At 48.3% G+C, this 20617-nt stretch carries 20 protein-coding genes; 16 read left to right on the top strand and 4 right to left on the bottom strand.

Annotated elements, in window-relative coordinates:
* The first annotated feature begins 13 nt into the window (after window positions 1-13).
* From H4O21_RS07850 to H4O21_RS07830, 5 genes are read left to right on the top strand one after another with little or no spacing between them, the layout of a single operon-like run.
* The gene (locus H4O21_RS07850) at window positions 14-1582 is read left to right on the top strand and encodes a type I restriction-modification system subunit M (protein ID WP_220495562.1); all 1569 of its coding nucleotides are present in this window, start codon (window positions 14-16) and stop codon (window positions 1580-1582) included.
* Window positions 1582-2766: a restriction endonuclease subunit S gene (locus tag H4O21_RS07845; RefSeq protein WP_182808299.1), complete on the top strand. Its 1185-nt coding sequence runs from the start codon at window positions 1582-1584 to the stop codon at window positions 2764-2766. Before H4O21_RS07850 ends, H4O21_RS07845 begins: the two co-directional genes overlap by 1 nt.
* Window positions 2767-2769: 3 nt before the next feature.
* On the top strand, window positions 2770-5820 hold the full coding sequence (locus H4O21_RS07840; RefSeq protein WP_182808298.1) for an HsdR family type I site-specific deoxyribonuclease: 3051 nt from the start codon (window positions 2770-2772) through the stop codon (window positions 5818-5820).
* Window positions 5821-5835: 15 nt separating this feature from the next.
* Window positions 5836-7137 (top strand): AAA family ATPase, encoded by a 1302-nt coding sequence (locus tag H4O21_RS07835; RefSeq protein ID WP_182808297.1) that lies wholly within the window; start codon window positions 5836-5838, stop codon window positions 7135-7137.
* A gap of 32 nt (window positions 7138-7169) precedes the next feature.
* Window positions 7170-7913, top strand: coding sequence for a retron system putative HNH endonuclease (locus tag H4O21_RS07830; protein WP_220495561.1), 744 nt, complete (start codon window positions 7170-7172; stop codon window positions 7911-7913).
* A gap of 69 nt (window positions 7914-7982) precedes the next feature.
* Here the strand turns inward: H4O21_RS07830 and H4O21_RS07825 are convergent, their stop codons facing one another.
* Window positions 7983-8846 (bottom strand): YicC/YloC family endoribonuclease, encoded by an 864-nt coding sequence (locus H4O21_RS07825; RefSeq protein WP_182808295.1) that lies wholly within the window; start codon window positions 8844-8846, stop codon window positions 7983-7985.
* 270 nt (window positions 8847-9116) lie between these two features.
* Here H4O21_RS07825 and rph point away from each other — a divergent pair, with 270 nt between their 5' ends.
* Entirely contained in the window at window positions 9117-9848 is a 732-nt protein-coding gene (gene rph / locus H4O21_RS07820; protein WP_182808294.1) for a ribonuclease PH, read from the top strand.
* Window positions 9849-9959: 111 nt separating this feature from the next.
* Here rph and H4O21_RS07815 read toward each other — a convergent pair whose 3' ends face one another.
* Window positions 9960-10721, bottom strand: coding sequence for an exodeoxyribonuclease III (locus H4O21_RS07815; protein WP_182808293.1), 762 nt, complete (start codon window positions 10719-10721; stop codon window positions 9960-9962).
* A gap of 165 nt (window positions 10722-10886) precedes the next feature.
* Here H4O21_RS07815 and pyrE point away from each other — a divergent pair, with 165 nt between their 5' ends.
* The 3 genes from pyrE (at window position 10887) to H4O21_RS07800 (ending at window position 13582) form a co-directional block, all read left to right on the top strand.
* Window positions 10887-11528: an orotate phosphoribosyltransferase gene (gene pyrE / locus H4O21_RS07810; RefSeq protein WP_182808292.1), complete on the top strand. Its 642-nt coding sequence runs from the start codon at window positions 10887-10889 to the stop codon at window positions 11526-11528.
* Window positions 11529-11661: 133 nt separating this feature from the next.
* Complete coding sequence (locus H4O21_RS07805) at window positions 11662-13005, top strand: deoxyguanosinetriphosphate triphosphohydrolase (RefSeq protein ID WP_255487195.1); 1344 nt, start codon at window positions 11662-11664, stop codon at window positions 13003-13005.
* Between the two features lie 148 nt (window positions 13006-13153).
* On the top strand, window positions 13154-13582 hold the full coding sequence (locus tag H4O21_RS07800) for a PaaI family thioesterase (protein WP_182808291.1): 429 nt from the start codon (window positions 13154-13156) through the stop codon (window positions 13580-13582).
* A gap of 135 nt (window positions 13583-13717) precedes the next feature.
* Here the strand turns inward: H4O21_RS07800 and H4O21_RS07795 are convergent, their stop codons facing one another.
* Window positions 13718-14104 (bottom strand): DUF423 domain-containing protein, encoded by a 387-nt coding sequence (locus H4O21_RS07795; protein WP_182808290.1) that lies wholly within the window; start codon window positions 14102-14104, stop codon window positions 13718-13720.
* Between the two features lie 291 nt (window positions 14105-14395).
* Between H4O21_RS07795 and thiS the strand changes: the two genes are divergently transcribed.
* The 3 genes from thiS to trmB all read left to right on the top strand — a co-directional run bounded on the left by thiS (window position 14396) and on the right by trmB (window position 16283).
* A complete protein-coding gene (thiS, locus tag H4O21_RS07790; RefSeq protein ID WP_182808289.1) occupies window positions 14396-14596 on the top strand; it encodes a sulfur carrier protein ThiS in 201 nt (66 codons plus the stop codon).
* Between the two features lie 103 nt (window positions 14597-14699).
* Window positions 14700-15482, top strand: coding sequence for a thiazole synthase (locus tag H4O21_RS07785; RefSeq protein ID WP_182808288.1), 783 nt, complete (start codon window positions 14700-14702; stop codon window positions 15480-15482).
* A 24-nt stretch (window positions 15483-15506) separates the two neighbouring features.
* On the top strand, window positions 15507-16283 hold the full coding sequence (gene trmB / locus H4O21_RS07780) for a tRNA (guanosine(46)-N7)-methyltransferase TrmB (RefSeq protein ID WP_182808287.1): 777 nt from the start codon (window positions 15507-15509) through the stop codon (window positions 16281-16283).
* Between the two features lie 121 nt (window positions 16284-16404).
* Here trmB and H4O21_RS07775 read toward each other — a convergent pair whose 3' ends face one another.
* Window positions 16405-17280, bottom strand: coding sequence for a LysR family transcriptional regulator (locus tag H4O21_RS07775; RefSeq protein ID WP_182808286.1), 876 nt, complete (start codon window positions 17278-17280; stop codon window positions 16405-16407).
* Between the two features lie 91 nt (window positions 17281-17371).
* Between H4O21_RS07775 and H4O21_RS07770 the strand changes: the two genes are divergently transcribed.
* From H4O21_RS07770 to nifU, 4 genes are all read left to right on the top strand, one after another.
* A complete protein-coding gene (locus H4O21_RS07770; protein WP_182808285.1) occupies window positions 17372-18571 on the top strand; it encodes an MFS transporter in 1200 nt (399 codons plus the stop codon).
* Entirely contained in the window at window positions 18568-18888 is a 321-nt protein-coding gene (locus tag H4O21_RS07765) for a hypothetical protein (protein WP_182808284.1), read from the top strand. Before H4O21_RS07770 ends, H4O21_RS07765 begins: the two co-directional genes overlap by 4 nt.
* A 336-nt stretch (window positions 18889-19224) precedes the next feature.
* Window positions 19225-19548 carry a HesB/IscA family protein gene (locus H4O21_RS07760; protein WP_182808283.1) on the top strand — a complete coding sequence of 108 codons (324 nt, stop codon included), beginning with the start codon at window positions 19225-19227 and terminating at the stop codon, window positions 19546-19548.
* Window positions 19549-19560: 12 nt separating this feature from the next.
* Window positions 19561-20616 carry a Fe-S cluster assembly protein NifU gene (nifU, locus tag H4O21_RS26275; RefSeq protein WP_182808282.1) on the top strand — a complete coding sequence of 352 codons (1056 nt, stop codon included), beginning with the start codon at window positions 19561-19563 and terminating at the stop codon, window positions 20614-20616.
* Window position 20617 lies beyond the last annotated feature (1 nt).

The raw sequence follows: 20617 nt of genomic DNA, 5'->3' as shown, positions 1-20617 counted from the left end.
ATTACCGCACTTCATGAACAAAATAGATTTAGAAAGTCTTCTCTGGGGCGCGGCAGAATTTCTGCGTGGTCAGATTGATGCTTCAGACTACAAACAATATATCTTTCCGCTGCTGTTTTATAAGCGCCTATCCGATGTTTACTTGGAAGAATATAACGAAGCATTGGGTATTCATGATGGGGATGCTGAATATGCTGTGATGCCGATGTATCACAGGTTTAACATTCCTGAAGAAGCCCGATGGGAAAAGATACGTAATACCAGTAAAGAGATTGGCGAAGCGATTCAGAAAGCACTACGGCTGATTGAGTCCAATAACCCACGTTTGCATGGTGTATTTGGTGATGCCCAATGGACCAATAAAGAGCGCCTGCCAGACCACTTATTGGCAGATCTGATTGAACACTTCAGTAAAATTCCATTGGGGATTCAATCGGTTGCCCAGGATGATCTGGGTGAAGCCTATGAATATCTGATTAAAAAGTTTGCTGATGATTCCGGTCATACCGCTGCGGAGTTCTATACCAACCGTACCGTTGTACATTTAATGACCCGGATAATGGGCTTGAAACCCAGTGAGACGGCCTACGATCCTACGTGTGGCACAGGCGGAATGTTACTGAATGCGGTAATGGATCTGCGTGCTCGCGGCGAAGAATGGCGTAGCGTGCATCTTTACGGGCAGGAAGTGAATTTACTCACCTCTGCTATCGCCCGTATGAATATGTTCCTGCACGATATCGAAGAGTTTGATGTACTGCGTGGGGATACATTGGGTGAGCCGAAGTTTATCGAAGGCGATCAGCTTAAACAGTTTGATGTGATTTTTGCCAATCCTCCATACTCCATTAAAAAATGGAATCGGGATAAATTCTCAGCAGACCCTTTTGGCCGCAACCTCTACGGCGTACCGCCTCAGGGCTGCGCGGATTATGCTTTCTACACACACATTATTAAAAGCCTGAAACCGGATACCGGCCGGGCAGCCATGTTATGGCCTCATGGCGTACTTTTTCGCGACTCAGAGCAATCGATCCGTAAGCAAGTTATTGAGTCGGATATTATCGAAGCGGTGATAGGCTTAGGGCCAAACCTGTTCTACAACTCTCCGATGGAATCCTGCGTCGTTGTACTGAATTGTAATAAACCTGCAGAGCGAAAAAATAAGATTCTGTTTATTAACGGCGTAGAGCATGTCACCCGTGAACGCGCCCATAGTCGCCTGTCAGATAATGATCTGGATGTGCTGATACAAGCCTATTTTGAGCCAGAAAAGCAAAGTGATATCACCGCATTAGTGGATATCGGCACCATTGCTGAAAACCAGCATAACCTATCGATTCCTCTGTATGTACAGGCTAAAAGTACCGATGAAACCCATGATGTTGGCCATGCGATTGAAGCCTGGAAAGTCAGCCGGGTACAACTAAAAAAACAAACCAAGAAATTGTTTAAAAGCCTTGCCGATCTTGGTTATGAAGTGCCCAAAGCAAAGAAAAATAAAGTGTTTACTGATGAGATGGCCGAAGAAGCCAGAAAAGTGTTACGCAAAAAGCTCAATAAAAACGGAGCCGCAGATTAATGACTGACAAGCAAACTGTAAAATTTGGTGATATCTGCCGCGAAGTTAAACTAACGACAAAAGACCCCATTGCCGATGGCTATGAGCGTTATATCGGTCTTGAGCATTTAGACTCGGGCTCACTGAAAATTAAACGCTGGGGTTTAATTGCAGAAGATAAACCCAGTTTTACCCGTGTCTTTAAAAAAGGACAAATCTTATTTGGTAAACGTCGCCCCTATCTGAAAAAAGCAGCCGTAGCCGAGTTTGATGGGATATGCTCTGGCGATATTATTGTTATGGAGCCAATAAGGTTTTCATATGATCCAAGCCTCATTCCATATATTGTGCAATCCAATATTTTTTGGGATGCGGCAATTAAATCATCATCAGGATCATTATCTCCACGAACTAAGTTTAAGTCACTTTCCAATATTGAAATTACATTACATGAAAAGGAATTTATTCATAGGAAAAAATCAGTATTATTAATGACTGAAAGAGCAAGCAGTCATGCACGTGATGTATGCTTAGCTGGCGAAAAGCTATCTTTTGTATTAAAAAAAGAGTTATTAGTTGGTTCGTGGTCTAACGAGAAAAAAAAGCAGGCAAATTGTGGGCTAATACCTGAATCATGGGAAGAAGAAAGATTTGATTTAATCGGTAAGTTTCTAAGTGGTGGTACACCAAAAAAATCTAATGAAAGCTACTGGAAGGGGAACTTCCCTTGGTTCAGTCCAAAAGATATGAAAACCTTTAATTTAGAGAATTCCATCGACCGTGTTACTAAGGAGGGGGCTTTATCCGGTTCTAAAATTATACCTGAGCAAACAATTTTATTTGTGGTTAGAGGCATGATCTTGGCTCATACATTTCCAGTGGGTATTACAAATCAAGAGTCTTCTTTTAATCAAGATATGAAAGCTATTCAAGTTAATGATGAGTTTGACCCTCTTTTTATTTTACACTGGATGATTGCTAATTCTTCAAACTTTCTATCATTGGTGAGTACTTCAACACATGGTACCAAGAGGTTGAGTTCAGATGCTTTCTCATCTTTATGGGTACCAAAACCTCCAAAAGAAATACAAATAAGGTTAGTTAATAGTCTTGAGAACTTTCGACAGCTTCTTGAAGGTATTTCTACAAGAGAGAAAGATCTTAACGAAATTCGTCAAAATCTAGCTAATCAATTAATGGAATAGATTATGTTCAACGAAAAAACCGTTACTGAAGATGGAATTATTGACCGTTTAAAGAGCTTAGGCGGGGTAAAGTGGACTTACTGTCACGGTGATAGCCTGCCTAAAAAGTCGCAGGATATTTTCGTTGATGAGTGGCTTAAAGAGGCACTTTGTTCGTTAAACCCTGATCTTAAGAAGCAACCGGATTATGCCGATGAGGTGATCCATAAGCTGCGTGGTTTGGTGCTGGAAGCAAAACATACAGGGTTGGTTAAGGCCAATGAAAATTTTCATGAATGGTTAATGGCTGAAAAGACGTTGCCATTTGGTGAAAATGGCGACCATATCACGATCAATCTGATCGACTTCGATAATATTGAAAACAATCACTTTGTGATATCGCGCCAGGTGCATTACCAGGCGGCAACGGAAGCCTATTTTGATATTGTGCTTTATATCAACGGTATGCCTCTGGTGGTGGGTGAGGTCAAAACGGCGACGCGGCCGAGCGTGACTTGGCAGGATGGTGCTGCGGACTTTATGGGTGGCACTAAGCACTATTGGCAGAATGTGCAGACGTTTTTTGTACCGAATCTGCTGTGTTTTGCCAGTGAAGGTAAAACCTTTGCTTATGGTGCCATTCATGCCCGAGTAAAAGATTGGGGACCGTGGCACCGTACCGAGCAGAGAGGGGATATATTGCCCGGTTTGAATGCTGTGCTGGATAGTGCGGAGGGCTTATTAAATCCTCAGACGCTATTGCAGTTACTGGAATCTTTTGCGCTCTTCTCTTCGCTTAAAACCGGGAAGGATACTCCGCCTAAGCGTATTAAGATTTTACCTCGCTATCCTCAGTTTGAAGCCGCGAAGCAAGTTGTTGAGCGTGTTAAACAAGGCTATCCGAAAAAAGGCCTGATCTGGCACTTTCAGGGTTCTGGTAAATCCTTGTTGATGCTGTATGCCGCTAAAATGCTGCGCTCTGATAATGCATTAAATAATCCTACTGTTCTGATTGTGGTTGATCGTCGGGACCTGGATAGTCAGATCAATGAAACCTTTGGTGGTGCCGATGTTAAAAATCTTGTTCAGGTGAAAAGCTGTAAAAAACTGGGCGAGTATATCGAGCAGGATAAGCGAGGCATTCTGATCACAACCATCTTTAAGTTTCAGGATATTGAGGTGGACGAAAGCCAGGCCGATGGCCTGAACTCCCGAGAAAATATCGTTGTACTGGTGGATGAAGCACACCGAACTCAAGAAGGTGGTCTGGGTGAAAAAATGCGTTGGGCGCTGCCGAATGCCCATTTTTATGGTTTAACCGGTACGCCGATTTCAGGCATTGATCGTAACACCTTTAAGTTATTTGGTGCCGATGAAGACCCCGGTCGTTATATGAATCGCTACAGCTATAAACAGTCGATTCGTGATGGCGCAACAAACCCGGTGAAGTTTGAGCCGCGTCTCGCGGAACTCAGAGTGGATCAGGATGCCATTAATGAAGAGTTTGAGCGTATAGCTCAGGAAAATAACTTATCTGAAGACGAAAAAGCGACTCTGTCAAAACGGGCTGGCAAACTGGCCGTTATGCTGAAAGCCCCTAAGCGCATGAAGGCGGTCAGTAAGGATATTGCGAAGCACTTCAAGCAACACGTACTGCCGAAAAAGATGAAAGGCATGGTGGTGGTCTATGACCGTGAAGCCTGCGTCACCATGTATCACCTATTGGGTAAGCGATTGGGGTTTGATGCCGTTGAGGTGGTAATGAACGTTGATCCGGCTCCCAGGGTTGATAAAGAAGGTAAGAAAAACAAAGATTGGCTCAAGTGGCATGATGAGCTGGAGCTGGCGATTAAACCGGAAGATTTTGAACGCTGGCAAACCCTTGACGCTGATGACCAGTTACAGAAAGATCTGATCGAACGCTATAAAGATCCGAAACAGCCGCTACAGCTGATTATCGTGACCTCCAAACTGTTAACGGGTTTTGATGCGCCAATCTGCTACTGCATGTACCTGGACAAGCCTTTGCGGGATCATACGCTGTTGCAAGCGATGTGTAGGACCAACCGCCTGTATGAAACGAATGAAGTACATAAAGGCATGGGGCTGATTATCGATTATTTGGGGGTATTCGAGAATCTACGTACTGCCCTGGCTTATAACCCGGAAGAGATTGATGGTGTTGTTGAAGGCATTGAAGCTTTTAAAGAACTGTTACCGGCACAGCTAGATAAATGTTTGACCTTTTTCCCTGATGTTGATCGCTCTGTTGAGGGTTTTGAAGGCATTATGGCGGCACAGGACTGCTTGTCGACAAATGAAAGACGCGACGAGTTTGCCGCTTGTTTTGGTGTTTTGGCAAAACTCTGGTCGGCTATTAGCCCTGATCCTTTTTTAACGCCTTATCGCCAGGATTATCAATGGCTGGCACAGGTGTATGAATCGGTTCGGCCTGTTGGGCAAACCGGGGCATTGGTATGGGCTGCATTAGGGCCCGAAACCGTCAAAATGATTCATGAACATACGGACATTAAACGTATCCGTAGAGATATTGATGAGTTGGTGATGGATGAGCATGCCCTGTTCACTCTGACACCTCAGGAGCAGGAACAAAGAGCAAAACGCCTGGAGATTGATCTGATGGGGCGTTTGCGCGGTCATGACGAGCCTAAGTTTGTTGAATTGGGCGAGCGTCTGGAAAAACTGCGCAGAGATTATGAGGCCGGTGTTATTAAGGCTTTGGATTGGTTAAAAGGCTTGTTAGATACCGCACGAGATGCTGTTCAGGCAGAGCGTGATACGGGTGAAAAAGCGGTAACGGAAGAAGATAATAAGCAGGCCCTAACAAAGCTCTTCCTGGAAACACGACCTGATTCAACCCCAAAAGTGATTGGTGATGTTGTAGAAGCTATTGATGCTATTGTGATAGCAACCCGGTTTGATGGTTGGCAAGCTTCTGAAAGCGGTCCTCGTTTAGTTCAGCGAGCTTTGATGGTCACTCTGGCAAAGTTTGGGCTAGGAAAAGATAAAGAGTTATTTGATAAAGCATACGCCTATATTGAAAAACACTATTAAGAAAGACTGACTGGTATGAAAATCAACACTCTACGCTTGCAACACTTTCGCCGTTTTAGCGACTTTACACTTCAATTTCATCCTCAGCTATCGGTATTAGTGGCACGCAATGGCGCGGGTAAAACGAGCATCCTTGATGGTGTTGCTGTTGCGTTAGGGGCTTTTCTGACGCGTTTACCTGACGTGTCTGGTTTAAGCCCTAAAGCGGCTGACTTTCAGGTCTTCCCGGATGGTCGGAAGCCGCCATTTATGCGTATTCATTGCGAGTCAGCCCATGGTGTAAGCTGGGATCGCACTGAAAAGCGGGATCAATCCGAAAAAACCAAAATGCTGATTCCTGATGGAATTGGCATTAAAGCATTGAATCAATATGTTGATCAGTTCATTGATGGTCTGAATGAGCAACAGGCTTTTGAACTCCCTATTTTTATCTATTACGGTACTGGACGAGGCGTATTTTCGATTCCTCAGCGCAAACGGAGTTTTCAGAAGGCGTTCAGCCGGTTTGATGCGTTTAATGGCTCTCTTGAAAGCCGGACCAACTTTAAAAGCTTTGTTGAGTACTTTTATTATCTGGAATCGAAAGAGAGCCGCTTACAGAAAGAGAAGCGCTCTTTTGATGTAGAAATACCTGAGCTTAAAGCCATTCGCAAAGCGATTAATACGATGTTGCCGGAGTTCAGTCATCCGGTAGCCGCTCAACCGGCAGGAATAGAGGTGGACTGGCTGCATGACGGAGTGAAAAAGACACTCAGAATGGAGCAACTGAGTGATGGTTATCGTACAACGCTGGCTATGGTGATGGATATTGCGGCCAGAATGGCGGAAGCTAACCCGGATATGTCAGATCCTTTGCAGACCGAAGGTGTGGTTCTGATTGATGAAGTGGATCTTCATTTGCATCCGGGCTGGCAGCAAACCATTCTGCTGGATCTGATGCGCACTTTCCCGAATGTTCAGTTTATTGTTTCGACCCATAGTCCTCAGGTGATCTCTTCCGTTAAACCGGAATGCTTACGTGTGATTGACTGGCAGGATGAGCGGCCAGAGCTGATCCCGGTATCTTTTTCTGAAGGGGCAGAAGCTCAGCAGATGTTACTGGACGTGCTGGGCCTTAAGAGTCCTCGCGTGGAGGCGTTAGAGATTGTACAGAAGCTACATCGGTATCAGACACTTGTGTCCGAAGATCAATGGGATGGTGATGAAGCGCTGAGATTAAGGGAGGAGCTACAACGCTGGGGAGGGGAGTTTGAACCAGAACTGGCTCGTCTGAATATGGATATTCGGATGAAAGAGTGGGAGCGTAACCAATCATGAAAAAGGTTCTAAAGGGACAGGAACCTTCCCTGTTGAAAAGCTATCGCACGTCTACTCCTGGTAATACCTGGGAGGCATTCAGCAAAAAAACAGGACGGAAAACGCAGGTACAGCAGCAGTTAAAAGCTGATCAGAACGGCTTATGCGCGTATTGCGAAATTGACCTTCTTGATGCGGATGAAGATGAAAACGGCGTAGCAGACTTTCGGGTTGAGCATTTTCATCCTAAATCCGCCACTGTTGCGGGAAGCCATAACTGGCATCTGGACTGGCATAACCTTCTGGGCTGTTGTCATGGTGGTAGCAAAAATGATGTTAGGGATGCCAATACACGTTTTACCAGCCCGGATCATTCCTGTGATGTGCCAAAAGCTAATCAGAATCTGACGAGCGTTATCCTGAACCCACTGACAGGTGTGCCTGCGTTTCCTGGGGTTTTTAAGTGTGACAGAGCAACAGGTATGCTTTCAGTTAATACGAATAACTGTAATAAAGCGGGGATTAGCCCGGTTCAGGCTCAGCAGACGATCGATGAGTTACGGCTGAATGCCGATCGATTAAAGCGCTTTCGTAAAACAGTGCTGGATCGTCTGAATTATCAGTTACAAGAGCAGGTAAAGATAGGTATCGCCGTGCCACAGGCGATGGATCAATTAGCGCAGGCTTATCTATGTAAAAATAATCAACAGCAATGGCCCGCTTTTTTCACCAGCATCCGTGACTATCTGGGTCCTGCTGCGGAGAAGCAACTTCAGGCTATTGGCTATCAGGGATAGCTGAAAGAGCCAGAGGCTGGCTGATAACCGAATCCGCTATCAGCCGGTGAACCGATGAATCGTTCTGGATTATTCGATGTTCTGAATCTGCTCACGCATCTGTTCGATCAGGACCTTCAGTTCCACCGCGCATTGTGTGGTTTCTGTCACGATAGATTTAGACGCCAGAGTGTTAGCCTCGCGGTTCAGTTCCTGCATCAGGAAGTCCAGACGGCGGCCAATCGGGTCCTTTTTCTTCAGGATACGGCGGACTTCCGTCACATGAGTGTCTAAGCGATCCAATTCTTCGGCAACGTCAGTTTTATTTGCCAGAATCACGATCTCCTGCTCGACCCGCGCCGGGTCCAGTTCCTCTTTAATGCTTTCCAGCTTCTCTTCAATCTGCTGGCGCTGGCGCTCCAGGATGCCAGGCAGTACGTCACGAACCTGCTTAACAATGGCATCAATACCATCCAGGCGTTGTACGATCAGGTTAGCCAGTTCTTCACCTTCACGGGCACGGGAGCTGATCAGGTCTTTCAGGCCCTGCTTATACAGATCCAGAGCCGCTTTTTTAATCTCGTCCGGGTCCACTTCTTCATTCTGAAGTACACCTGGCCATTGCATCAGTTGCAATGGATTGATCTGCGCCGGGTTCTGCAGATGGCTGCTTATGGCCTCTGCTGCACCCGCCAGTTGTTTTATCAGCTTCTCATCAATCGAGAACTGCTCACTGACCTGAGCGGGCTGAAAGCGCAACACAGATTCGACTTTGCCCCTGTTCAGGTTTTTGCGTTGCATCTCGCGGATCGCTGGTTCCAGATCCCGCAGGGTTTCTGGCAGGCGAAAATGCGGTTCCAGAAAACGCTGATTTACCGAGCGGATCTCCCAGCTCAGGCTGCCCCATGGGTACTGGGCTTCTTGCCGGGTAAATGCGGTCATGCTGTGTGTCATGGTGGACTCCTGGACAGAGGCTGGGGCTGAGACAGCCGGTGAGGTATTCGATTTGCGCAGTAGTGTAGCGAAATCGGGTTTTAAAGTCTGCCTGTGATGACTGGGCGTGTATAATTGTAAGCATTCTTTTTTGTCTTGTTATTCTGTTCTGCAGCTGCCAGTGGTTTTCGGGCATGATTTCCGGATACCGGGTTGCTCGGAGCAATCTGATCGTTTCTTATTTTTCAGGTCCGGATAGTGGCCTGTTCCTGTCTGTTAAAAAGGTGTGTTATGACTGATTCTGTGACCCGTCCGAGTGAGCGCGCAGCGAACCAGATGCGTGATGTGAAAATTACCCGCAACTATACTTGTCATGCTGAAGGTTCTGTACTGGTCGAGTTTGGTAATACCAAAGTGATCTGCACAGCATCGGTGGATGAGTCGGTACCTCGTTTTCTGCGGGGCAAAAACCAGGGTTGGGTAACCGCTGAATATGGCATGTTGCCGCGTTCAACCGGTTCCCGTATGAATCGCGAAGCGGCGCGCGGTAAGCAATCAGGCCGTACTCAGGAGATTCAGCGTCTGATTGGTCGTTCTCTGCGTGCTGCGGTAGATCTTGAAGCTCTTGGCGAACATACCATCCAGATCGACTGTGATGTGATCCAGGCCGATGGCGGTACTCGCACAGCGTCGATTACAGGGGCTTGTGTGGCTTTGGTGGATGCCATTCGCTGGCTGCAACGTGAGAGAAAGATCAAAGGCGATCCGTTGAAACAGATGATCGCTTCAGTCTCTGTGGGTATTTATGAAGGTCTGCCGGTACTGGATCTGGATTATCCGGAAGATTCCAGCGCAGAGACAGATATGAATGTAGTGATGACCGATCAGGGTGGCTTTATTGAGGTGCAGGGTACAGCAGAGGGGGCACCTTATTCTCAGGATGAGCTGCTGGCGATGCTGGAGCTGGCGAAGAAAGGCTGTCAGGAGCTATTTGATATTCAGCAGCAGGCTCTGGCTGAATAGTGTTTGGCTGCCGTTATCTGTGACGGATACTGGCAGACAATAGAAAAAGCCCGCTTAGCGGGCTTTTTCGTTTACGGATGTTTCAGTCATCGTAAACCAGAACCAGGGGAGTTACAGCTCCAGGTCGTATTCGATGACCAGAGGTACATGTTCTGAGAAACTGGCGTGAGTATCAAACCAGGCGTTGACAATATTACGACGCATATTAGGACCGGTGACCTGATAGTCGATACGCCAGCCATCCTGACGGTTTTTTGGCTGATCCAGATCCGGATACCAGGAGAACTGGTTTTCATCGCGGTTTACTTCGCGAAATGCATCCAGAAAACCCATAGGACCAAAGACCTGATCCAGCCAGGCGCGTTCTACCGGACGGAATCCCGGAGTGTCCTGGTTGTTAGCCCAGTCAGCCAGATCAATGGTTTTATGTGCGGTATACCAGCTACCGCAGATAATGTATTCACGACGTTTACGGCGCAGTTTTTTCAGATACTCATTAAACTGCTCCATAAAGGCATATTTTTCCTGAGGCGAGCTGTTATCCGGCATCAGGAAGGAGCCGATGCTGACCTTGTCGAAATCAGCCTGAATATAGCGGCCTTCAAAATCAGCCTGCTCGAAACCCAGACCAGTCATAATGGCCTTGGGTAGCTTACGGCAATACACACCCGTTCCGCTGAAGTTTTCTTTGTCAGCGTCAAAAAAGTAACCCTCATATCCTTGAGGATAAAGAATGCTGTCATCCAGTTCGTAGGATCTGGCCTGCAGATTCTGAACGCAGATTACATCAGCGTCCTGTTGTTGCAGCCATTCCAGAAAGCCGCGTTCTACGGCCCGGCGAATGCCATTTAAGTTAACGTTAATGATCTTCATACATGGTTCCTGCTACGACTAGCGTGTATGATACCCGAGCTTTAGACGTTTTGGTAAGGACACAGCTAAAAAGTCGCGGTTTATTGCGATTTTTTGCCTGTTTGTGACCCTGTTAGCGTCTGAAAGTTGTATCTTTACAGCAGACAATCCATCGGAGCTTATTGAATGAAAGACTATCAGCGTGAGTTTATCGAATTTGCCATTGAACAGAACGTACTTCGTTTTGGTGAATTTACCCTTAAATCAGGCCGGGTTAGTCCATACTTCTTTAATGCCGGTCTGTTCCGCACCGGTCGTGCGCTGGCGAAACTGGGGCGTTTTTATGCCGAAGCGATTGTTGCTGCTAAAGTAGAGTATGACGTAATTTTTGGTCCTGCGTATAAAGGAATTCCTCTGGCAGCGGTTACAGCTGTTGCGCTGGCAGATCAGCATGACCTGGATGTGCCTTATGTCTTTAACCGCAAAGAAGCCAAAGATCACGGTGAAGGTGGTGTACTGGTAGGGGCTGAGCTGAAAGGTAAGGCGCTGATTGTGGACGACGTCATTACGGCAGGTACTGCTATTCGTGAAGTGATGCAGATCATTGATGCTAATAGTGCTCAGGCCGGTGGTGTGGTGATCGCTCTGGACCGTCAGGAGCGTGGCAAAGGTGAGCTGTCTGCTATCCAGGAAGTTGAGCGTGATTTTAACATTCCTGTGGTCAGTATTATCACTCTGGAACAGGTACTGCAGTATCTGGATGAGAAAGGTGGTCTGGAACAGCATGCTGATGCGATTCGTGCGTATCGCGAACGGTATGGTATCTGATGCTGTTATCAGATCAGTAATATCCGGCCAGACTGTTAAACAGAAGGCATCTGTATTGTATGGAGCGGTTGTCCCGTAGGCTGGATTCCCGGATAAATCTGGGGGTGTTTCTAAGTGCATTAGGGAACCGATAATGAAAGCTATGATGAACTGGCAACAACTGTTGTCTGATGCACGTCTTAAAGGATGTACCCGGCACAGTCTGGATGATGTCGGGCGCTCCCCCTTCCATAAAGATCATGACCGCGTCGTTTTCTCCGGTTCTTTCCGTCGTATGGGACGCAAAACCCAGGTGCACCCCTTTGCTGAAAATGATCATATTCACACCCGTCTGACCCATAGTCTGGAAGTGGGGTGTGTCGGGCGCAGCCTGGGGATGATGGTGGCAGAACAGTTGCAGGAGCAGTTACCGTCAGGTATCAGTGCGGCAGATCTGGGAGTGATTATCCAGAGTGCCTGTCTGGCCCATGATATTGGCAACCCGCCTTTTGGTCATGCCGGTGAGTATGCGATTCGTGACTGGTTCACCCAGGCCCAGAAACAGGGGCGCTTGCAAGGCCTGACCCGAGAGCAGCAGGCTGATCTGGTCACTTTTGAGGGTAATGCTCAGGGCTTTCGTATGGTGACTCAGATTGAGTACAACCAGTTTTCCGGTGGTATGCGTCTGACCTATGCCACACTGGGTACTTTTCTGAAATATCCCTGGACGGCACCCTATGCGGACCATGCCGGTAAATTCAGCTGTTATCAGACCGAATTGCCTGCACTGCAGGAAGTGGCTGATGCCCTGGGATTGATCCAGCTGTCTGATCAGCGCTGGTGTCGACATCCTCTGGTGTATCTGGTCGAAGCCGCAGATGATCTCTGTTATGCCCTGCTGGATCTGGAAGATGGTCTGGAGATGGAGATTCTTCGTTATCAGGAAGTGGAAGAGATTCTGCTACAGATCGCAGGTGGCAATCCTGCAGGCTACAGTGAGCTGAATCAGGCCTCAAATCGGCGACGGATTGCAGCACTCAGAGGCGCGGCTATGGAGCAGGTTGTAGCCGCTGTATCTGAACAGTTTGTACAGCATCAGGCCGATCTGCTCAGCGGGCAGTTTGATTCCGATCTGATTGATGTCTGTCTGCCCGATATTGCTGAGGGTGTCGCTGAAGCCAAGCGTCTGGCGCAGCAGTGTATTTTTGATCATCCCCGGAAAGCCAAGCTGGAAATTGGTGCTTACAGTACTCTGGGCGTACTGCTGGAGTCCTTCTGTGGCGCGGTGGAAGAGCTGGGTCAACTGCAGGATGGCGATTCACTGGATCATCTGAGTTTTAAACATAAGCGTATTCTGGCCCTGATTGGCGAGAACATACCAGGACCTGACTGGAACCGCTATGAAGCTTATCGTCGGGTACTGGACTTTATTGGTGGTATGACCGACAACTATGCAGTGGATCTGGCCCAGGAGATGGGTGGGCGACTGAACGGCTGATTGTTTCTATGCGGGCTGTCAGGGACTCACAGGTCATACTCACTGCTGTTCTTCTCCGATACTTTCACGTCATACTGTGACCTGATGCTGACAATCAGTCACAGACTGAAGCCACCATAACAAAAACAACAATATCGGAGTCTCTGCCATGAATGCACCCTTACCCGACACTGTGATGACGACAGATGAAATTACCCTGTTTCTGGAACAGGAGTTTCCGCAACATATTGGCCATGTGGTTCGTCTGGGGAAAAATACGGCGGATATGCGACTGGATGTGAGTGATGACCATCTGCGTCCCGGAGGTACCGTATCTGGCCCGACGATGATGGCACTGGCGGATGTCTGCCTGTATGTGGCTATTCTGGCTCAGATTGGACCGGTAGCGCTGGCGGTCACCACCAGTCTGAACATCAACTTTTTACGTAAACCAGTGCCGGAAAAAGCGATTCTGGCACAAGCCCGGTTACTGAAGCTGGGGAAACGTCTGGCAGTGGGGGAGATCAGTATTTTTTCTGAAGGAGAGGAAGAGCCTGTCGCTCATGTGACGGCGACGTATTCTATTCCGCCTCGTTAATGGCCGCTTTATGTCCGACTGTGCTGGCAAACAGTTATGATGAGCAGAAGAGCGAAGTCTTGAGGGTGTGAAGAGCTGTGCAGGTGATAGCGACGAGACTGTTTGTATTACAGGTCTCGTCGCATGTTCTGGGCCTCAGAAGCCGCTTTGTCGTGAACGCTGGATATAGCCCAGCCCGGAAACCGCCAGTAGTATCCAGCCCAGCGCTGTAATCAGACCACCAGCAGGGGTAATCATACCGGTATTCAAAGCCATCAGGTGTTTACCGTAAATGCCTCCACTGAATGCAATGATACCCAGAGTAAAACACCAGGCTGGCAGGATATGTATAAAACGAGGGCTTTTACCGGCCAGGATCAGGGATATAATCACCAGCACACTATTCAGTTGCTGGTAATAAATGGCTGTTTTAAGGCTGGACATAACATCCGGCGTAGTATTCAGACCATGACTGAACCAGGCATCCAGTAATACACTGCTGCCTCCCAGCAGTGCGACGCCTGTCCATAGCAGTGTCGTCATGGAGTTCTCCTTGTAATGAGCAGTATCCGGCGACTGTGCCGGAGTAATCGTTATCGTAATTCGGGATTAACTTCTGTTATGTCGGCATTCTGAGCGGAGTGTTTATTTTTTAACACGTTTACCCGCTGCTTCAGACCTGCAAAATCCTGGAAATCCGTTACAATGTCGGGTCATTCTGACAGATAGCCTGCGGCTGTAATACGTGCCGGGTCGCTCGTGGTATCCGGATTCTGTATTACTCGGCCTGAGGCCTGTTAATGATTCACCAGACTATCCGGAGCATTTTATCGTATGCAGATCCAGGTAAATGGCGACACGCGTACCCTTGACGCTGGCAGTACGCTGCTACAACTGATTCAGTTACTTGAGCTGGAAGGCAAACGTATCGCAGTGGAAATTAATGAAGAGATCGTTCCGCGCAGTGAGCATGGCAGTACGATTCTGAATGAAGGCGACAATATCGAAATCGTGCATGCGATTGGCGGTGGCTGATCCGGTCAGTTTATGCAAATCCTGCAGACCACATAAGTTACAGACATCCGCATACGGAATCTTCTGAATACAGGGTACATCTGAGAAAAGGGTAACAGACGTTATGACTCAAGATCTTTTAACCATCGCAGGCAAATCTTATCAGTCCCGATTACTGGTCGGTACTGGTAAATACAAAGACCTGGATGAAACCGGCCGGGCGATTGCAGCCAGTGGCGCTGAAATTGTGACAGTCGCAGTTCGCCGTACTAATATTGGTCAAAATGCTGATGAACCGAATCTGCTGGATGTGATCTCCCCGGATAAGTACACCATTCTGCCTAATACTGCAGGTTGTTATACCGCTGATGATGCGGTACGTACCTGTCGACTGGCTCGTGAACTGCTGGACGGCCACAAACTGGTCAAGCTGGAAGTGCTGGGTGATCAGAAAACCCTGTACCCGGATATGGAAGAAACCCTGAAAGCCATGGATACTCTGGTGAAGGATGGTTTCGATGTCATGGTGTACTGTAACGATGACCCGATTGCAGCGAAGAAACTGGAAGATATGGGCGCTTGTGCGATCATGCCTCTGGGTTCTCTGATTGGTTCGGGGCTGGGGATTCTGAATCCGCACAATATCCGTATTATTATGGAAAGTGCCAATATCCCGGTTCTGGTCGATGCCGGTGTAGGTACAGCATCTGATGCAGCGATTGCTATGGAGATGGGCTGTGAAGCGGTGCTGATGAACACGGCTATTGCTGCCGCTAAAGACCCTGTTCTGATGGCATCGGCAATGAAAAAAGCCATTGAAGCCGGCCGTGAAGCCTATCTGGCCGGTCGTATGCCACGTAAAAAATACGCCAGTGCCTCTTCTCCGCTGGACGGTCTGATTGATTAATATTTATACAGGTTAAACAAGATAATGTCTGATTCCACTGATGCTCAGAATCTGAATCAGGACGCTGCTGAAGCGACTGAAGCTGAAAATAATCTTCCTGAGCAGGAGCAGAATGTGCCGGAAGAGCACAAACGCCGCATCCGTAGTTTTGTACTGCGTACCGGACGTATGACCGCAGGTCAGCAACGGGGAATGGATGAGTTCTGGCCGAAATGGGGCCTGACTCTGGAGCAGGGAATGATCGACCCGACAGACGTCTTCGGACGTGAAGCGCCGTTAGTGCTGGAAATCGGTTTTGGTATGGGCCACTCTCTGCTGGAGCAGGCGAAGACCATGTCTGATCATAACTTTATCGGGATTGAAGTGCATACGCCGGGCGTAGGCAAGCTGATGGCCGAAGCCGGTGATGCTGGCCTGAGCAACCTGCGGGCTTATGAAGATGATGCCATTGAGATTCTGAAACAGTGTATCCCGGATGGCTCTCTGGACTTATTGCAGCTGTTTTTCCCGGACCCGTGGCATAAGAAACGCCACCATAAACGTCGCATTGTGCAGGCGGAGTTTGCTCAGATGATTCGCCAGAAACTGAAAGTCGGCGGGCGTTTCCACATGGCAACAGACTGGGAAAACTATGCAGAGCATATGGTTGAAGTGATGAATCAGGCAGAGGGCTACGAAAATACCGCGACTGATGGTGATTACGTGCCGCGTCCTGATTCCCGTCCGGTGACTAAATTTGAAAAACGGGGTGAGCGCCTGGGGCATGGCGTATGGGATATTATCTATCGCCGCACCTGTTAAGTTCATGATCATCTGATCGTTAAAGGCTGCCATCTCCGGGCAGCCTTTTTTGTGTGTTCTTTGTATTCTGTTCTCCTGGCACTGCTTGCGCTTGCAGACAGCGGATTTTCGCAGGCTCAGGCTATTGCAGTTTATCAAACAGGTGTCTGGCGATATCAGAACTCTGCCCTGACATGCAGAGATAAAGCCCGATACTGTTCTCCCGACCAGATGCCGGGCGGGCCGCAAATTGTTCAGAAAATGAGCGGGCTACACTTTCGGGCAAAATGGCAACTCCGAGGCCAAACTGCACCATATTGATCATGGCTGAGATATCCGACACTTCAATAATATTGCCCGGACTGCAATGGTTCTCTTTCAGATAATGATCAATACGCAGGCGAAGCGAGGTGTTATCGGTACGACTGTAGGTCACCAGTGCACAGGACTCCAGCTGCCGGGGATGTACGATGGTTTGCTGCATCAGTGGATGATCAGCCAGAGCCAGCACATACAATTGCTCCTCTGATATGTGATGGTAAAGCAGATCGGGGCTGGCAGGAGGCTGGCTGTTCCGGATCAGAGCCAGGTCCAGCTGATCACTTAATAGCTTCTGTTGCAACTCTGTCGCATTACCGCACACCATATGCAGGCTGACGCCTGATTGCTGAGCGGCATACTCTTTCAGCCGCTGCATCACCGGAGCGACAAAGGTACTGGTGCCTGAATAACCGATACGGATTTTTTGTTGTTGCTGCTTACCCAGATCCCGGACTTCATAACGGGCCTGGTCAGTATCACGGATAATGTTTCGGGCTTTGCCCAGAAAATATTCACCGGCAGGTGTCAGGCTGACCTGGCGGGTATTTCTGATCAGCAGCTGAGTATCCAGCTCCTCCTCCAGCTGACGAATCTGCTGGCTCAGAGGCGGCTGAGTGATATACAGACGTTCCGCTGCGCGGCGGAAGCTGAGTTCTTCAGCCACGGCGATAAAATATTTCAGCTGCCTGATATCCATCTGATTAAGTCCTTTGCTGAATAACAGTGATCTGAAAACAGACATTCTCTGCTCAGCCACCTTGTGGGATTCTCGAAGAAGGGAGAATCTCATGCAAGTATTTATCACATTTGTCGCCTCTGCCGGGGCTTTTTTCAATCTGTATCAATTACAGGCACTGTTTCCACAGCTCAATGTGTTGTTCGGAGTCTCCGAAGCGCAGGCCGGACCTCTGAATATGGCCACGTTACTGAGCCTGGCACTGATGGCGCTATTCAGCAGTGCACTGCTGGGACGTATCAGTAGTTACCGGTTAATTTATAGTGCATTCCTGTTGATGGCAGTCTGTAATGCCGCGCTGGCAATGGTCAGTGAACAATGGCAGCTACTGGTGGTCAGGCTGACCCAGGGCATTCTGATTCCGCTGATTCTTTCCACCTTATTACGTTCAGCCCGTAACACCTGTGCAGATAAAAAAGCCACCGTTATTTCAGCTTATGTCACGGGTACAATTCTGGGGAGTGTATTCAGCCGGTTTGGTTCCGCCTGGCTGGTAGACAGTACTGGCTGGCAGTTCGGGTTTATGATCGCAGCCGCCCTGATGCTGCTGGTGTGTCTGCTGGTTTATAGCCAGAAATCGCTGTTTCATGATGGAGATAGCGACTCGTTACCTTCTGCAGATGGGGAACAGACTGCCCAAACTAACATTCGACACTGGTATCAGCTGACCGGGACTGATCAGCACCGGCTGAAGGTTCTGCTGGTGATCGGTTTCTGTATTCTGTTTTCTCAGAGCAGCATGTTTACGGCCATTGGCCTGAGACTGGCGGTGGAGTATCAACTCAGCGCCAGTGAATCCGGTCTTATTTATCTGACCGCAGCGCTGGCAGTCTTCTTTCCGGCAGTTGCGCTTAATCTGTCCCGGCTATACGGGCAATGTATCGCCTTACTACTGATTAGCTGCCTGAGTGTATCGGCGGTATTGTTCTCAATGGTGGAATCTCTGCCTTTGATTGCCGTTGCGATTGCTGCGTTTTCCGTCAGTGCCTATATGGCACAGGCACTGACTAACTACCTGATTTCTGACCTGCCCGCCGCCGCTGTACGGTATGGCAATGGTCTTTACCTGTTTTTTTACTACCTGGGGGGATGCTCCGGAGCCCTGCTATCAGCCTGGCTGTACAGCCACTATAGCTGGGGGTATATCGTAGCCAGTGTCGCAGCCTTTCAGATAGTTACCGCTTCATATGTTGCCCGACAGGTCCTGGCCAGTCGGGAGAAGGGAATAATGAAAGACAGGAGTGTGTCATGAACCTTGAACCTATCTTTGACTTTGGTAATGCCGGCTGGAATATCATTCTTGAACGTTTTGGCCGCCTGATCACTGCAGATTATCCATCGTATCAGTTTTATCATGCATTTATTGAACGTCAGAGTCCTCAGCCCTGGCGGGATGACCTGATCCATTATCGCAGTGCTTTCCAGGATATTCAGCGCCACCTGTTACGTATCTGGGTCACTCAGGGAGAACAAGTACAGAGCCGACCTCCGGGAGTTATCAGCTATCGGGCTGAAAATACACTCTCCGCCAGACATAAAGCCTCTGCGCCATACGCTATGACCTTTTAAGCTGATCCCGCGAAATATATATTCCCCGTAGAACTGACAGACTCTGATCTGTCAGTTTCTTCTTTACCAGCATAGCAACATTTACATCTTCATCAGAAACCGTTTCTTCCTGCTGTAGCCCTCTGTTTCCCCGGACATCCGGTTCCTTGTGGCAAAGGCGTGTCGTAAAACCGACAAATGTGATGCCTCGTAGTATTCAGTACATACATTGCACTGCATTATAAAAAATAAAATCATTATTTTTCATGGTGTTACAGATGATTTTATCTGCTGGTACAGAGTTTGCGCTACTCCGGTTAACACTCGTGATTAGTAAAAAAATACCGGAGAACTGTCATGCTTACTGTTACTCCCAACGCTCAACAAGCGATCAGTCGCTTTATTCAGAATTATCAAGGGCCGGTTGCCGGACTGCGTATCTCCGTTTCAGACGGTGGCTGTTCAGGTTATCAGTATGGTTTACAGCTGGAAAACCAGGTGGCGGATGACGATATCCGACTGGTATTTGATGATGTGGTGGTATTAATCACCCCGGACAACCAGGCGTTGCTTGATGGCTGTGTGGTCGATTTTGTCGAAAACCTGGAAGAGAGCGGCTTTAAATTTGAAAACCCGAATGCAAAAGCGGCCTGTAACTGTGGTAAGTCGTTTTCGGCTTAGGGGGGAAGGGATATGTGGAATTATTCAGAAAAAGTACAGGAACATTTCTTCAATCCTCGTAATGCCGGTGAACTGGAAGAAGCCAATGGCATTGGGGATGTGGGCTCTCTGTCCTGTGGTGATGCGCTTCGACTGATGCTGAAAGTGGACCCGGATACGGAAACCATTCTGGATGCCAGATTCCAGACCTTTGGTTGTGGTTCGGCAATCGCATCGTCTTCGGCACTGACGGAAATTATCAAGGGAAAAACGCTGGACGAAGCACTGGCGGTCAGCAATCAGGATATTGCGGATTACCTGGATGGTTTACCACCGGAAAAAATGCATTGCTCCGTCATGGGACGAGAAGCACTTCAGGCGGCAGTGGCTAATTATAAAGGTGAGGAGTGGAGCGACGACCACGAAGAGGGTGCTCTGGTCTGCAAGTGTTTTGCAATTGATGAAGTCATGATTGAAGACACCATCCGGGCTAATCATCTGAGTACAGTGCAGGACGTTACCCATTACACCAAGGCGGGCGGTGGTTGTTCAGCCTGTCATGAGGGCATTGAAGACATCCTTAACCGTGTACTGGCTGAGCGTGGTGAAGCTCCTGTCGGCAGCAATCTTCAGCCTTCTGATAGTCGGTCTGAGGGGCATATCATTCCTGATGATCAGGTCTCAGGTGTCTGGGTCAGTTCATCTGCCGGAGAAAAAGCGATGACAGCCGCTGATGTGGCTGCCGATGCGATGGCAGCGTTGAGCCAGATAGAGCTGCCAGATACTCCGGTGGTACCTGATACTGCGCCAGTGACTGGTAATACCGCGAAACCTGTGATGAACAATCTGCAGCGGATGCGCAGAATTGAAGCTGTTATTGAGCGGGTGCGTCCTCAGTTACAGAGAGATCATGGTGATGTGGAGCTGATCGATATTGATGGCAGCAATATCCATATCAGACTTACAGGGGCCTGCACCAATTGTCAGCTGGCCAGTATGACGCTCAGTGGAATTCAGCAACAGATGATGGAAGAGCTGGGTGAATTTGTGAAGCTGATTCCTGTTAAAAGTGCGGCGGTAGGAGTATAGC

It is taken from the genome of Oceanospirillum sediminis (genome assembly GCF_014164585.1).
Lineage (GTDB): Bacteria > Pseudomonadota > Gammaproteobacteria > Pseudomonadales > Halomonadaceae > Oceanospirillum > Oceanospirillum sediminis.
Note: the sequence above shows the minus strand (reverse complement) of the source record. Positions and strands in the feature narration are given on the sequence as shown.

Excerpts from the sequence above, each read along its gene's own strand:
- H4O21_RS07800 (WP_182808291.1), top strand. The coding sequence starts at position 13,154 with ATGAATGCACCCTTACCCGACACTGTGATGACGACAGATGAAATTACC.
- rph (WP_182808294.1), top strand. The coding sequence starts at position 9,117 with ATGACTGATTCTGTGACCCGTCCGAGTGAGCGCGCAGCGAACCAGATG.
- H4O21_RS07785 (WP_182808288.1), top strand. The coding sequence starts at position 14,700 with ATGACTCAAGATCTTTTAACCATCGCAGGCAAATCTTATCAGTCCCGA.
- H4O21_RS07795 (WP_182808290.1), bottom strand. The coding sequence starts at position 14,104 with ATGACGACACTGCTATGGACAGGCGTCGCACTGCTGGGAGGCAGCAGT.
- H4O21_RS07760 (WP_182808283.1), top strand. The coding sequence starts at position 19,225 with ATGCTTACTGTTACTCCCAACGCTCAACAAGCGATCAGTCGCTTTATT.
- trmB (WP_182808287.1), top strand. The coding sequence starts at position 15,507 with ATGTCTGATTCCACTGATGCTCAGAATCTGAATCAGGACGCTGCTGAA.
- H4O21_RS07805 (WP_255487195.1), top strand. The coding sequence starts at position 11,662 with ATGAAAGCTATGATGAACTGGCAACAACTGTTGTCTGATGCACGTCTT.
- H4O21_RS07850 (WP_220495562.1), top strand. The coding sequence starts at position 14 with ATGAACAAAATAGATTTAGAAAGTCTTCTCTGGGGCGCGGCAGAATTT.
- H4O21_RS07825 (WP_182808295.1), bottom strand. The coding sequence starts at position 8,846 with ATGACACACAGCATGACCGCATTTACCCGGCAAGAAGCCCAGTACCCA.
- nifU (WP_182808282.1), top strand. The coding sequence starts at position 19,561 with ATGTGGAATTATTCAGAAAAAGTACAGGAACATTTCTTCAATCCTCGT.
- H4O21_RS07835 (WP_182808297.1), top strand. The coding sequence starts at position 5,836 with ATGAAAATCAACACTCTACGCTTGCAACACTTTCGCCGTTTTAGCGAC.
- H4O21_RS07845 (WP_182808299.1), top strand. The coding sequence starts at position 1,582 with ATGACTGACAAGCAAACTGTAAAATTTGGTGATATCTGCCGCGAAGTT.
- H4O21_RS07770 (WP_182808285.1), top strand. The coding sequence starts at position 17,372 with ATGCAAGTATTTATCACATTTGTCGCCTCTGCCGGGGCTTTTTTCAAT.
- H4O21_RS07840 (WP_182808298.1), top strand. The coding sequence starts at position 2,770 with ATGTTCAACGAAAAAACCGTTACTGAAGATGGAATTATTGACCGTTTA.
- pyrE (WP_182808292.1), top strand. The coding sequence starts at position 10,887 with ATGAAAGACTATCAGCGTGAGTTTATCGAATTTGCCATTGAACAGAAC.
- thiS (WP_182808289.1), top strand. The coding sequence starts at position 14,396 with ATGCAGATCCAGGTAAATGGCGACACGCGTACCCTTGACGCTGGCAGT.
- H4O21_RS07775 (WP_182808286.1), bottom strand. The coding sequence starts at position 17,280 with ATGGATATCAGGCAGCTGAAATATTTTATCGCCGTGGCTGAAGAACTC.
- H4O21_RS07815 (WP_182808293.1), bottom strand. The coding sequence starts at position 10,721 with ATGAAGATCATTAACGTTAACTTAAATGGCATTCGCCGGGCCGTAGAA.
- H4O21_RS07765 (WP_182808284.1), top strand. The coding sequence starts at position 18,568 with ATGAACCTTGAACCTATCTTTGACTTTGGTAATGCCGGCTGGAATATC.